The organism is Pseudoalteromonas sp. SK18 (assembly GCF_001974855.1).
Taxonomy (GTDB): domain Bacteria; phylum Pseudomonadota; class Gammaproteobacteria; order Enterobacterales; family Alteromonadaceae; genus Pseudoalteromonas.
In genome coordinates this window covers 209,768-222,641 of the sequence record NZ_MTQB01000002.1, presented here as the reverse complement: position 1 = coordinate 222,641, position 12,874 = coordinate 209,768, and the positions used below count along the sequence as shown (strand labels likewise).

General features: G+C 39.2%; 13 protein-coding genes. 7 read left to right on the top strand and 6 right to left on the bottom strand.

The features are described 5' to 3' along the window. The 3 genes from BW139_RS02830 to BW139_RS02820 are packed head-to-tail and all read left to right on the top strand — an operon-like array spanning position 1 to position 2,406. Positions 1-675: a response regulator transcription factor gene (locus tag BW139_RS02830; protein ID WP_010390247.1), complete on the top strand. Its 675-nt coding sequence runs from the start codon at positions 1-3 to the stop codon at positions 673-675. Continuing rightward, the gene (locus tag BW139_RS02825) at positions 669-2,006 is read left to right on the top strand and encodes an ATP-binding protein (RefSeq protein ID WP_076918597.1); all 1,338 of its coding nucleotides are present in this window, start codon (positions 669-671) and stop codon (positions 2,004-2,006) included. The genes BW139_RS02830 and BW139_RS02825 overlap by 7 nt, the downstream gene beginning before the upstream one ends. Positions 2,007-2,058: 52 nt before the next feature. Then, positions 2,059-2,406 carry a hypothetical protein gene (locus BW139_RS02820; protein ID WP_254844937.1) on the top strand — a complete coding sequence of 116 codons (348 nt, stop codon included), beginning with the start codon at positions 2,059-2,061 and terminating at the stop codon, positions 2,404-2,406. Positions 2,407-2,516: 110 nt separating this feature from the next. Here BW139_RS02820 and BW139_RS02815 read toward each other — a convergent pair whose 3' ends face one another. From BW139_RS02815 to BW139_RS02805, 3 genes are all read right to left on the bottom strand, one after another. Beyond that, entirely contained in the window at positions 2,517-2,867 is a 351-nt protein-coding gene (locus tag BW139_RS02815) for a VOC family protein (RefSeq protein WP_076918595.1), read from the bottom strand. 190 nt (positions 2,868-3,057) lie between these two features. Then, positions 3,058-3,447, bottom strand: coding sequence for a hypothetical protein (locus BW139_RS02810; protein WP_076918594.1), 390 nt, complete (start codon positions 3,445-3,447; stop codon positions 3,058-3,060). An 873-nt stretch (positions 3,448-4,320) separates the two neighbouring features. Beyond that, the gene (locus tag BW139_RS02805; protein WP_076918593.1) at positions 4,321-4,665 is read right to left on the bottom strand and encodes a lactoylglutathione lyase; all 345 of its coding nucleotides are present in this window, start codon (positions 4,663-4,665) and stop codon (positions 4,321-4,323) included. A gap of 294 nt (positions 4,666-4,959) precedes the next feature. On the opposite strand from BW139_RS02805, the gene BW139_RS02800 reads away from it, so the two are divergent. Further along, on the top strand, positions 4,960-6,042 hold the full coding sequence (locus BW139_RS02800; protein WP_076918592.1) for an FAD-dependent oxidoreductase: 1,083 nt from the start codon (positions 4,960-4,962) through the stop codon (positions 6,040-6,042). A gap of 43 nt (positions 6,043-6,085) precedes the next feature. Here the strand turns inward: BW139_RS02800 and BW139_RS02795 are convergent, their stop codons facing one another. After that, positions 6,086-7,129, bottom strand: a complete 1,044-nt coding sequence (locus BW139_RS02795) for an AI-2E family transporter (protein ID WP_076918692.1) — start codon at positions 7,127-7,129, stop codon at positions 6,086-6,088. A 528-nt stretch (positions 7,130-7,657) separates the two neighbouring features. On the opposite strand from BW139_RS02795, the gene BW139_RS02790 reads away from it, so the two are divergent. Both BW139_RS02790 and BW139_RS02785 read left to right on the top strand, forming a co-directional pair. After that, positions 7,658-8,548 carry a TIGR01777 family oxidoreductase gene (locus BW139_RS02790; protein WP_076918591.1) on the top strand — a complete coding sequence of 297 codons (891 nt, stop codon included), beginning with the start codon at positions 7,658-7,660 and terminating at the stop codon, positions 8,546-8,548. Positions 8,549-8,682: 134 nt separating this feature from the next. Further along, positions 8,683-9,861 (top strand): GGDEF domain-containing protein, encoded by a 1,179-nt coding sequence (locus tag BW139_RS02785; protein ID WP_076918590.1) that lies wholly within the window; start codon positions 8,683-8,685, stop codon positions 9,859-9,861. Positions 9,862-9,919: 58 nt separating this feature from the next. Here the strand turns inward: BW139_RS02785 and BW139_RS02780 are convergent, their stop codons facing one another. Further along, a complete protein-coding gene (locus BW139_RS02780; protein WP_303047068.1) occupies positions 9,920-10,579 on the bottom strand; it encodes a DUF2987 domain-containing protein in 660 nt (219 codons plus the stop codon). Continuing rightward, complete coding sequence (locus BW139_RS02775; protein WP_076918589.1) at positions 10,572-11,381, bottom strand: glucosaminidase domain-containing protein; 810 nt, start codon at positions 11,379-11,381, stop codon at positions 10,572-10,574. Before BW139_RS02775 ends, BW139_RS02780 begins: the two co-directional genes overlap by 8 nt. Positions 11,382-11,562: 181 nt before the next feature. Between BW139_RS02775 and BW139_RS02770 the strand changes: the two genes are divergently transcribed. Beyond that, the gene (locus BW139_RS02770) at positions 11,563-12,855 is read left to right on the top strand and encodes an anti-phage deoxyguanosine triphosphatase (RefSeq protein ID WP_076918588.1); all 1,293 of its coding nucleotides are present in this window, start codon (positions 11,563-11,565) and stop codon (positions 12,853-12,855) included. Positions 12,856-12,874: the final 19 nt, after the last annotated feature.

Sequence of the window (12,874 nt, the reverse complement as noted above, 5' to 3'; positions counted from 1 at the left end):
ATGCGAATTTTAGTAATAGAAGATGATTTACATTTGGCAGACAACCTGCGCAATGCATTAGAAAAAGAGCGTTACAGCGTTGATTTATGTCACGACGGTGAGGCTGGCCTTTTTCACATCACTGAATACCCTTTAGACATGGCTGTAGTTGATTTAGGCCTACCTAAAATAGACGGTATTGAGTTAATAAATAAAGCACGTGCCCAAGGGGTGACTATTCCTATTTTGATCTTAACCGCGCGCGATCGCTGGCAAGACAAAGTAGAAGGCCTAGATGCCGGTGCCGATGACTATCTAACTAAGCCATTTCATGTGGAAGAGCTAATTGCTCGCTGTAATGCGCTTATTCGTCGCAGTGCAGGTAAAGCAAACCCTGAAATGACAGCAGGCCCTATTAAAATTCATACCCGTTCACAACAAGTATGGGTAAACGACAAAGAGCTGAGCTTAACCGCGTATGAGTACAAAGTACTTGAATACTTAATGGTTAATCCACAAAAAGTAATTTCAAAGTCTGAGCTTACAGAGCATATTTACGATCAAGACTTCGACCTTGATTCGAACGTTATTGAAGTGTTTGTACTACGTTTGCGTAAAAAACTCGACCCAGATGGCGTGCTTAACCCAGTGGAAACATTACGCGGACGTGGTTACAGGCTTAAAAGCCAGTGGTAGCACCGCAAATTTCGTTAAAAATAAGGCAAGGTTTTATCCTTGTCTTTGTTTTGTTAGTCGCCCTACCCATTTTGTTTTACTCTATAGGTAAGGCATATTATGCGTCACTTGTTGATGCCACCGAAAAAAACCTCGAAGCACACCTGTATTCACTTATTTCCGAAGTTGATTTTACCGAGCGCGGTATTATTATGCCCAGCTCTATATTAACCCCCGAACTCAACAATTTAAACTCAGACACCTACGCCATGATATACCGTGACGACGTGCCTATTTGGCATTCTGAGTCGGCGGTTAACGTTAACTTTGTTCCCCAATATATAGAGCCCAAAGCAGGCGCCGCCGACTTTAGACGTGTGGTATATAACAACACTGCCTATTGGCAATTAAGTTTGACGGTAATACTTAATAATATTGACCAATCAGAGCAAGCACGCTTTATTTTATTAAAACGTAACGATGCCCTACTGCGTTTAATGGATGGCTTTAAGCAAACCTTAGTCGATTGGATGTTTATAATGGGGATTGCCATTGCAGGGTTAATGGCCATTGGTTTTATTTGGAGTGCACGACCTCTGCAACGTCTAGATAAAGAAATAAAAGCCATTGAATCAGGCGATATTCAAGAAATTAAAGGCTTATACCCCGTTGAACTGCAAACCATTAAAGCCGACCTAAATTTACTATTAGAGTCGCAACAGCGCCAAAAAGAGCGATACCGCGCCTCTCTTAGCGATTTAGCCCATGCACTTAAAACGCCGTTAGCTGTTTTAAAATCAAGCCCATTAGCTAACGATGCAGATGCACAAGAACAACTCGACAGAATTAATGTGATGATCGAGCACCAATTAAAACGTGCAGCCACGGGTGCTTCCGATACATGGAAAAAACAAACCCCCATCAAGCCGGTTATCGATTCTATCTTAAGCGCAATGAGTAAAGTATACCGCGATAAAGACATTATATTTAACTGCCAAGTGAGCGATAAAGATTACTTTTTAGGCGATAAAACCGATTTAATGGAGTTATTAGGCAACTTAATAGATAATGCCTGCAAAGCCTGTCGCTCCCAAGTCAGTATTGACGTTTCACAAGCTAAAACACTCACGATTAGTATTTGTGATGACGGCCCAGGTATTCAGCCAGATAAACGTGAATCGCTACTTAAACGCGGTACCCGACTTGATACCTACGAAAGCGGCCACGGTGTGGGTATGGCCATTGTATCTGACTTGGTTAAGTCATATCACGGCCTATTAACTATATCTCAGTCGCAACGTTTAGGCGGTGCAAAATTTATTCTCGAGTTTAATTACCATGAAAAAAAATAACTACATCCTTTTTTTTAGCTTAAGCCTTTTATTGTTATGGGCACAGACAAGTATGGCTGCTGAGCAAGAGTGTACATTACAAAGCAACGCCCTGCCCGAGCAAATTAAAGATTACACACAATGTTTAGATGCCAAATTAAATAAAGTGCAACAGCAACAAGACAGCTGGATCCAAAAGCGCACCTTTGAACTGGCCGAATTAGAAAGTGAAACTGGTAACACCTACATTTTATCATTGTTTAAGCAAAGTCTTAACGCCAAAGACAAGTACATTCAAAAAAGTTGCCAGTGGCGTTATATGTTAAAACAGCCTAATTCACCAGAAGCTGTAGTAACTTATAAAGAGTGTGAAATAGCAATGATAGAGCAATTCATTCAGCAGCTTAAAATGGGGCTTTAACCAGCTCCTAATTAAACATTATGTGTTGAAGCTTGCTAATTTAGTGGTTAGTGTTTTGGAAGTGCAGCCTTAAAGGCTGCATTTTTGTATTTATATAGTTTGCAGTGTGACTACTCTGACCATACCGCAAATTCATTTCCATTTGGGTCGCTAAAGTGAAATCGTCTACCACCTGGAAATGAAAATGTAGGCTTAATTATTTTACCTCCAGCTTGCTCAATTTTATTTTGAGTCGCTTCAAGGTCATTACTGTATAACACAATTAACGGGCTTCCATTTTTAGTTGCAACAACCAAGTCAGATTTAAAGAAACCACCATCAACCCCTTGTGCGACAAAGCTACAGTATTCTGGGCCATAATCTACAAATGACCAGCCAAACACGTCACTAAAAAAGGCCTTAGTAGCTGCAATATTTTGTGCAGGAATTTCAATATAGTTAATTTTATTATTTTGAGTCATTTTAGTTTTTTGCCCTTATTCTTGTTTATATTATTTGCGATTTGAACTGGTAATAAATAAAGATAGCAGCAAAAGCATAAACAACTGATAAACTTTGATAAGAATGCGCTTAGGCACTACATATAATTAATACTGAATAAAACCCACTTATAAAGCATTTGAAGGTACAAAATTAAGGGCTGATTTAATATTAATTATCGTTATTCATACGTTTCTTTTGTTTATTTTTACTAGATCGCACAAACCATTCCGTTAAGGATATGAAAAAAAAGAACATAAACAATCCGCCGCACCAACTTGCAAACACCCAAATTGACGGTTTGAGTTCATACCAGCCTTGAATATTGAACGTGGCAAAGTAAAACATCACTAACGAAATAAATGGCAGTATAAACAAAGAGTAAAAAGCTCCCGAAACAGCATGCAGTAATATTTTCTCACGAATACTTGAGCTATTAGATCCCAAATTCACAATTCCAAAAACACATTGTGTAGCGATAAACAGGCAACAAACCTGTAAAAAGGTCCAGCCTAAAGCTGCCAGAATAGCAACTAACTGAATGTATATTCCCTCACTCATTTTAATAAAATCCTATTAACGAATACTGCTTTTAGCAAAACATGTAGAAACTTTACTCTTTTGTTCAGTATTTATTCTAAAATATTACTTTCAGATACAAACTCTATCAATCATTCTCGCCAATAAACTAGTGCTGTCATTTTTATCTTTTAAAAAGTTTTATAGTTTAATTTCCTTGATTAACTTTAGTGGTATCAGTGTCGTTTTAAGTTACCAGAACAAGTGCGGAAATTTAATTACTTCTAACCATACTATGTTTAAATATTGCCATAGTGGTCTGAGGCTTAAGTGGAATTAATTCAGCTTCTTAAAAAATTAGGAACGATCTTGCTACTATTCTGATGATTTTTTTCTTAGCATCATACTTTCAACCGTTGCGATGAGAACAAAAGCAAACCCAGCGCCCGATAAAAAATAAGTCGAGTTTTCAAGACAGACTGCCACGTATACTTGCACCAACAATATTACAATATCGATCCTGATAACTGTTGCTCTATTTCTTTTTAACTTAACTAAGATGAAGTAAAGGTAACACCATCTAAAAAAAGATAGAAACATAAAAAACAAAACTAATATCACTCTTCATCTCCATTGAAACAGAACTATCTGTACTAAAATTTGATTTGCATCAAAAACGATCATGGGGACAGTTGCTGTTTGTAGTGTCTTGGCGCACTGCATAGAAAGCTTAATAAATATTGTTTAAGTCTATAAAATATCAACACCTTTAAAGGGTGTTTTCTATTTTGTGCTTTAAAATGGGTGTCTACATTACTTTTATTGAATAATAAGCTCGTGGGCTAAAATCCGAGCGAAGCGAGTCAACCCACGTGTTAACGGCCAGCGACCAAAGGGAGCCCCAACAGCGTTTTGTTAGCTGCCCAGCTGCGTGATATGCAACAGTTCACCCACTGGCCCTAATAAATAAAAGACCTTACCCCAAGCTTCATGTCTGATTGGGGTAATCTTTGTTTTGTGTTCGGATTTAGAGCATAACTCATACGCTTCATAGATGTTTGAAACGCAGATTTGCAACATAAAATTTTTGGCCAAATCTTCATTGTAAAAGCGCTGCAAAAAGAAAAGACAATCACCGTTTTCAAAAAGTGTGAGATCATCGGTTACGTATTCTGATTTGAATCCAATTTCCGAGTAGAAAGACTTTGAAATTTCGAAATCCTTACTTGGGATAAATGTTTTTATATCTATTACATCCATGATTCTTTCCAAAAGCAGCTAACAATTTTATACTGCGCGATTCGTGTATATCTCTACCAAAGCAGCATTCATTTTTTGTTATATAGTTTTAACAAATTAGCTAACATATTACTATCATTAAGTTTTTATTATTTTAAAGCGGAGTTAATTAGATCTATGTGTATGCTTGGCTCATTTTCCTGAATATGAGTGCACACTAAAGCTTCCTCACTTAGACCATAATACGTTTTGACAAATCTGTATAAAAAACACAAACTACCTATCAGTAGATTGATTTAGCTAAAGTGATTTAAAATGCATAAACCTGTGGTTATTATTGGTGGTGGCTTAGCGGGCTTATATGCTGCTTACAACCTTAAAAAACGTGATATTCCGTTTTTATTATTAGAGGCTAAAGCCAGTTTGGGCGGTAGAATTGCGTCTCATTATTTACCGACCAACAACACCATTGGCCACGATTTAGGCCCTACCTGGATATTTCCGCACCAGCCTAATATTCAAAAGTTAGTTGCTGCTTTAAACATCCCTGTGTTTGAGCAATACACCCAAGGCGATGTGCTGTATCAAGCATCACAAACCGCTCCTGCACAGCAAATTGCAGGGGCTGGCGAAATGCAGTTATTTAGAATACAAAACGGTATGGACGAGCTTATCAATGCGCTTTATCAGCAGCTTGAGCCAAACACCGTTAAATTAGAGCACGCTGTTAACGAAGTGAAAAAGCTCTCCGATGGCTGGCATATAAGCGCTAATTACCAAGGGAGTTCGCAACACTATACTTGCCATCAGTTACTGTTGGCGTTACCGCCTAGAATGATCAGCCAACATTTAACCCCGCATTTATGGGCTGATAATGGCTTAGCACAGCGTTTAGCGTCGGTGCCTACGTGGATGGCTGGCCAAGCAAAGTTTATTGCCACTTTTGAGCACGCTTTTTGGCGAGATAAAAATTTATCGGGACAATGCTTTAGCCGAGTAGGCCCATTGGTAGAAGTTCATGATGCGTCAGCAAGTGAGCATTCTCACCCTGCTTTGTTCGGCTTTATTGGCGTGCCTTACTTGCAGCGCATTAAAGTAACCAGAGAACAATTAACTCAGGCTTGCCTTGAACAGCTCAGCTATTTTTACGGTGAACAAGCCTATACAGCGAAAAGCTGCATTATAAAGGATTGGGCTGAGGATGAATTTGTTGCCAACAAAGATGACCAAATAGGTGTATCGCAGCATCCTGAATTCAATTTTTCAGGGCTTAGCGAGCAGCTTAAACAGTTACAAGTGCATTTTGTGGGAAGTGAGTTTGCACAGCAAGAAGCTGGCTATTTAGAGGGGGCTATAAACGCTGTAGATAGCGCATTAGCTAATTTAATAGATGCTTAGGTTTTTTAAAAGGCGTGCTATGTAGGCACGCCTTTGTAAGGTATTAGTCTTCTGATTTAATAACGGTTTCTTCACCTGTTCCAAGCATGGTAGCTAACCAACGCCCTTCATCACTGGCTTCTAGCGCTATTTTTACAATCATGGTTAACGGCACTGATAGCAGCATACCCACAGAGCCTAATAACCAGCCCCAAAATATTAATGATAAGAACACCACTAAGGTAGAAAGCCCGAGGCCTTTACCCATATATTTTGGCTCTACAATATTACCCATAACGGTATTAATAGTTAAATAACCCGCGCCGACGAGCCCTGCCACTAATGGACCTTGCGTAATAAGCGCCAGTAACAGTGCTGGCACAGCTGCAATGATTGAACCAATGTTAGGAATGTAATTAAGCATAAATGCCAATACGCCCCATAGTACAAAATAATCAACATCGAGTATCCACAGGTAAAAACCAGCAATTACACCGGTAGCTAAACTCACTAAGGTTTTAATGGCTAAATAAGAGTTAATAGAGTCTAAAAAACGGTCAATTTGCTTAATTTTGCTGTCGGGATCGTCCAGTGCTAAATGAATTTTTTTGCCAAGTATCGGCCCTTCAAACAGCATAAAAACAACTGTTAAAATAATTAAAAACATATTGGCCATTACGCTACCTAAACCCGTTAGCATATTGGTGGCAACATCAACCATTTTGCCAGGATCAAACATAGACAAAATTTGTTCTTTATTAATTAAAATATTGTATTGCGAGGCCATATCAACCAGCCATACAAATTCTTCTTTTAACTGTGCTTTGTATTCAGGTAACTGCTTTGAAAAGTCATTAACCGACTGACCTACTAAACCGCCTAAGCTAACCCCTAAGCCCATAATAATAAGCACTACAAGCACTACCGCTATGCCTTTTGGAATACGGTAACGAGCAAAAAAATTAATGAGTGGGCTACAAATTATGGCTATAAATGCTGCCAAAATAAACGGAATAACAATAGCGCTTGCGGCTTTAACACCCGCTAGCACAATTACCAAAGCGGCAAAAATTATTAAGCTTTTATTTACCCCAGTTAAACTTGCCAATACCATTATCCTATTGCTGTTATTTGGCTTTAGTGTAAGGCAAAAGCTAATAGAATGAAATGTTTAAGGGTCTGTTGGCCTTTCAAGATTAGATTTGCAGCCGTCTTTTTGGTATTAAGGCAAGGCAGAGCCTATGTGGTGTGGTTGTTCCCCATAAATAGGCGATAACGTAGCATTAATGCCAAACAGGCGCTGCCCATAGGGTTCTGCCTAGGGGCAATTAATTCTTTGTTGCCTACATGGATGTAGGTAAGGAGCTTGAGCAGGACGCGGAAGCTTTGCTCGGTTTTTACTTATTCTTACATGGATGTAAGCCAGTAGAATAACGCAGGAGCAGTTATCGAGCCCACTAGGTTACAAACCTCGCGCCGCGATTAAATTGCCCCTAGTTTGAACAAATATTAATCCGCAAAGACCAACAGACCCTAGGTGATCATAAAAATTATTGGTACGTATAAGTTTGCAAATCGTTGAGCTGGAGAGTATAAATTTTAAACATCCTGCTTTATTTATAATTTTGGAGTTGCAATGCATATATTTTTTACTGGCGCCACAGGCTTAATTGGTAGGCACCTTTGCCCCTTCTTGTTGCATCACCACGACGTTACAGTGCTTAGCAGAAACCCAACCAAAGCAAAAGTATTGTTAGGGCATCAGGTTAACGCTATTGATAGCCTTGAGGATGTTGATTTTAATACCGTTGACGTGGTTATTAATTTAGCCGGCGAGCCTATTGTTAATAAACGTTGGAGTGATAAACAAAAAGCGGTTATTCGCGATAGCCGAATTATTGTCACGCAAGCAATTAGTGATGCTATAAATCAATGCCATACTCCGCCGCATACTTTTATATCTGGCAGTGCAATTGGTTATTATGGTCGCCAAGGCGACAGCCTAGTTGATGAAAACAATACCGAGCCTCACGATGAATTTAGCCATCAACTTTGTAAAGATTGGGAGCAAGCAGCTTTACAGGCTGAATCTGACGACACCCGTGTGTGCTTATTGCGTACCGGTATTGTACTGGCTAAAAAAGGCGGCGCGCTGGGTAAAATGTTACCCGCCTTTAAACTTTGCGTAGGTGGGCCAATTGGCCATGGTGAGCAAGGTATGTCTTGGATCCACATTGATGACATGGTGCAACTGATTTTATTTTTAATTCGTAATAGTGAAATATCTGGTGCTATCAACGCCACAGCTCCTGAGCCGGTAAGTAACAAGCAGTTTAGTAAATCATTAGGAAAAGCATTGTCACGCCCTACGTTTATGCCTATGCCAGCTGGGGTGCTTAATATATTAATGGGTGAAATGGCTGACTTACTTACTACCGGTCAGTATGTGGTGCCTAAAAAAGCCTTAGACCATAACTACCGTTTTCATTTCACTAAAATAGACGCTGCATTAAAAAGTTTAGTTTAGCACTGACCTTAACGGGTTAAGTTTGTAGTAGGGGGTAAAAGTTAATACTTTTTACCCCCTTGCTATTTTAGTGTTACTACCTAATACTTATTGTTGTATAAACACCTTCCCTTAGCTAAAAGAGCCCCTTGAACATGCTTCATTTACCTACATTAATTAGCCTCTGTTTTATTCTTAACTTATTTATTGCTGTGTTCTTTTTTTCTGTTTATAGATACAAAAAGCAACCTTGCTATTTTTATTTTGCTACTGCCTGTTGCTCATTTATTACCGCTATTGCATTAATAGGTTTAAGAGACTTTATTGACTTCCCCCTGTTAACCCACTTTTTTGCTTACGTTTTTATTATTTTAAGCCCATTACTGGTTATTTTAGGGTTAATACCACAAAGCCAAGCGCCCGCGATAAAAGTAACGCCTTTATACTATGCCTGCGCCATGTGCTGTACGCTTTTACTTGCAGTGTACCTTATTGATGCAGGGCAAATTATTACCAGTATTATTACTGCTGTATTATTTAGTTACGCTGCGTATTTAATGATTAAAACCCCAAGTGTTGCTGTAGTACAACAACGCTTACTCATAGCCTGTTTTGCACTTCACAGTGTGGTAATGCTGTTGCAAGTTGTACTTCTTGTTTTGCTCTACTCAAGTAAAATCAGTCAAGCCAGCCTAGCGTCAGGTTTACAGCTGTTATTAGTAACGCATTTATTTTTAACCACCGCCAGTGCGCTAATTTTGCCTTTTATTAAGTTTGCTAATGCTGAATCTAGACTAATTAATCTAGCGAATCACGACCCGTTAACACAGCTTTTAAATAGGCGTGGATTTTTTCGTTTATGTAAAAAAATAACTAAAACCGCGCCTCTTAACAGCAGAGTGTCGTTGATCATGCTCGATATTGACCTATTTAAACAAGTGAACGACCAATACGGCCATGAAACCGGCGATGAAGCGATAAAGTGGATTGCACAACATATTAACGAATTGTTTTTTGAGCTTGGTGTTACTGCTCGTATTGGCGGCGAAGAGTTTGCTATTTTTCTTAATCAACAAAACTTAGCGCAAGCTAGGCAGTTAGCTCAAAAGCTTTGCAGTAGTATTAATGAATACCCGTTTTATTTTAATGGCCACAGCATTGCACTGTCTGTAAGTGCTGGGGTAAGTAGCATGTTAGTGCGCGAGCTAGATATGCAAGCCCTGTTGTTACAAGCCGATAAACGGCTTTATCTTGCTAAAGAAACAGGCCGAAATAAAGTGGTCACCCATGATGAAAAAAGCCTATTAGCAAAAGCCCCCTCTGCCATCATTTAGTCATAAAAAAAACGGCATAATAATGGATGCCGCTTTTATACGTTTACTATTTTTATGGTTACTTACTGATCCAAGGCGTTACTTTAACAACCTCGTTAATATCAGCTAATACGGTTGTGTTATCTTCCCAGCTATCGGTTACTTCAAAATAGCACACTGACTTTTCGCACGTTATACGCTCATCATCAAATTGCTTTGGGGCTTTAAAGGTAACAACCACGCCTTTTTGTTCAGGCAATAAAAACCACATTAGTTTGCTAACAAAAAAGCCAGATAGGTCTGTTAATAGCTCTTCAAGCTCATTATTAATAACTAATAACGATTGCTTTGATAACGCTAGACCCTCAAGCTCGTTAGCTTCTATTTGTAACTTTAACTGACAATCGTGAACCGGATTTTGTGGCTGAACCACAATTACGGCTTTATCGGTATCTAGCTGTTTGTCGTATGGTAATAGCAATTGTGCTTTGTCGGTATAATTAAGCGGGTACTCATTCTTTTCAGTTAAAATAGTACCGCTTTTAATACTACATACTTCGTTAGTACCAATATCGCTAATGTAAAAGTTTACGCGGGCGTACTGAAAGTCCCCTTTGTTTACCACTTTTAAACGGTCGTAAAAACCGTCATACGACATCACAAACTCTTTAGCAACCGCACTACTAGCCGCTACGGCTAAAAAGCTGGCTGTAACTAATTTTAATACCATTTTATTCATCAAAGTACGCTCGGTTTTGATTAATCATAGTATTTAGTTCTTCAATGTACGCTTCACCACGTTCAGAGTAAGACATTAAACCATACGTTAATTTAGTCGCTAAAATTGGCTTTTGCTGTGCACGTAAGTCTTCACGAATAGTACGTAACTCTTTGTAAGCATTGTGAGTATTAATATTTCTAAAATAAGAGCTTACTGCTGCGCGAACCGATTTAAATGCCGCCACTTCGTGTTCTGCATCGCTGTTGCGTCTTCTTGGTACCATGCCACAGCCTTTTTTATAGCACCATTGGCCAAAAAAGTTTAAGCCAATACGGGCAAAACGTGAGGTACCCCATGCCGACTCATTGGCCGCTTGCATTAAGGCCATTTCTTTAGGAATAATATCTACACGGCGCAGTGCTTGGCTGAGGGTAATGGTATCTAAGGTTTCAGATAAGCCGTACGATTTAAGTATTTTTTTAATATCACTCGCTTGTTTTTTACTAAGCGGCTCGTCGTGCTCTAGCATCATGCGTGCAATTTCAAGGTTTGCACGTTGCTGTAAAATCTTTTTGTTTTCGGCTTCTACATGGGGCTTAATGAAGTTAAAAAACGCATGCTTTTTCTCTTTCACATCAGTGAATTCTGAGAACTTTGGCAACTTAACGCTGTGCAATGGTTTTTCTTTCTTCTTCTGTTTTTTAATGTCGCTAGTGCTGGTTTGTTCATCTGAAACCAATCCATCTGTATCAATAAACGGATGAGTAAGTGCCCAAATAGCAACGGCGGCTAACAACAACTGAAAAATAGTTTTTAACATGTATTATCTCAATTAAACTCTAAGTTATGTATGGTGTAGTCACATACATACGAAACTACATTATACCTAAGCCACTTTATAAACGCGAATACCGAACAACTGAATAAAATTCATACGCCTATTGTAGGCTATTTATAATATACTAAGCGTTAAAGTCGTAAATGAAATGATAGGTTGTGACATGGATAAACAGTGGCAAAATAGAATAATTGAGCAATATAAGCACCGCCCTAACGATAACCGCTCTGCTTGGCAAATAGACCGCTCACGAATCATTCATGCTGCTGCATTTAGGCGCCTTCAAGCTAAAACCCAAATAATGGGCATTGGCTTAAACGACTTTTACCGCACTCGCCTTACCCATTCATTAGAAGTCTCGCAAATAGGCACCGGCATATTACGCCACTTAAAAGCTCAGCATCCAAGCTTTGCGCATTTTCCATCAACCGGATTACTCGAAACCTTATGTTTAGCCCACGATATAGGCCATCCACCGTTTGGGCATGGCGGCGAAATTGCACTTAACTATATGATGCGTGATCATGGTGGCTTTGAGGGTAACGCACAAACACTGCGCATTGTGGCTAAGCTAGAGCCCTACAGTAACGGCTACGGCATGAACTTAACTAGACGCACCTTGTTAGGGTTTATTAAGTACCCAGCTTTTATTGATAACCTTTGGCATAATATCCCACAAGAAAATAAACAGCGTGCATTTATTAAAGCCGATGACTGGCGACCAGCCAAAGGTATTTACAATGACGATGCCGCGATATTTAATTGGATTATTGAGCCTCTTAGCGCAAGTGATAAAGCGTTATTATCTAGCCAAGAACACGCAGATGCTTATCGCGCTAAAACCCTTTATAAATCACTCGACAGTGCCATTATGGAACTGGCTGATGACATTGCTTATGCCGTTCACGATCTTGAAGATGCCATAGCTACCGATGTGCTCAGTTTAGACGATTGGCTAACCCATGCATTGCCGCATTTACAAGCACTTGACTATGACTGGTTAAACACTTTGCTGGAGTCACTCTCCAAGCGGTTATTTTCAAAGTATGAACATGAGCGAAAAGACGCCATAGGCGAACTGGTGAATACCTTCATTATTCATATTCATTTAGATACCCAAAACGATGAATTTGAGTGCCCTATTTTAAAGCACACCGCAAAATTAGATCAGCAATACGAAAATGTGCTACAGATCCTCAAACACTTTGTATTTCAGCGTTTAATACGCGACCCACAAATGCAGCAAATAGAATTTAAAGGGCAAAACCTACTCATAGAATTATTTACTGCGTTTGCCAGCGATCCGCTGCGGTTATTACCGGAAACCACGCAGGCACTGTACCTTGAAGCTGAAAAACACAATCAAGGTATGCGTATTATTTGTGACTATTTAAGCGGTATGAGCGACGAATACGCTTATAAAACCTATCAACGGTTGTTCTCCCCCATACAATAAGTTAGCTAATCTGAACTCA

Bases quoted from the DNA above. Each gene is read 5' to 3' on its own strand.
- BW139_RS02830 (WP_010390247.1), top strand. From the start codon at position 1: ATGCGAATTTTAGTAATAGAAGATGATTTACATTTGGCAGACAACCTG.
- BW139_RS02820 (WP_254844937.1), top strand. From the start codon at position 2,059: ATGGCTGCTGAGCAAGAGTGTACATTACAAAGCAACGCCCTGCCCGAG.
- BW139_RS02815 (WP_076918595.1), bottom strand. From the start codon at position 2,867: ATGACTCAAAATAATAAAATTAACTATATTGAAATTCCTGCACAAAAT.
- BW139_RS02810 (WP_076918594.1), bottom strand. From the start codon at position 3,447: ATGAGTGAGGGAATATACATTCAGTTAGTTGCTATTCTGGCAGCTTTA.
- BW139_RS02805 (WP_076918593.1), bottom strand. From the start codon at position 4,665: ATGGATGTAATAGATATAAAAACATTTATCCCAAGTAAGGATTTCGAA.
- BW139_RS02800 (WP_076918592.1), top strand. From the start codon at position 4,960: ATGCATAAACCTGTGGTTATTATTGGTGGTGGCTTAGCGGGCTTATAT.
- BW139_RS02790 (WP_076918591.1), top strand. From the start codon at position 7,658: ATGCATATATTTTTTACTGGCGCCACAGGCTTAATTGGTAGGCACCTT.
- BW139_RS02785 (WP_076918590.1), top strand. From the start codon at position 8,683: ATGCTTCATTTACCTACATTAATTAGCCTCTGTTTTATTCTTAACTTA.
- BW139_RS02780 (WP_303047068.1), bottom strand. From the start codon at position 10,579: ATGAATAAAATGGTATTAAAATTAGTTACAGCCAGCTTTTTAGCCGTA.
- BW139_RS02775 (WP_076918589.1), bottom strand. From the start codon at position 11,381: ATGTTAAAAACTATTTTTCAGTTGTTGTTAGCCGCCGTTGCTATTTGG.
- BW139_RS02770 (WP_076918588.1), top strand. From the start codon at position 11,563: ATGGATAAACAGTGGCAAAATAGAATAATTGAGCAATATAAGCACCGC.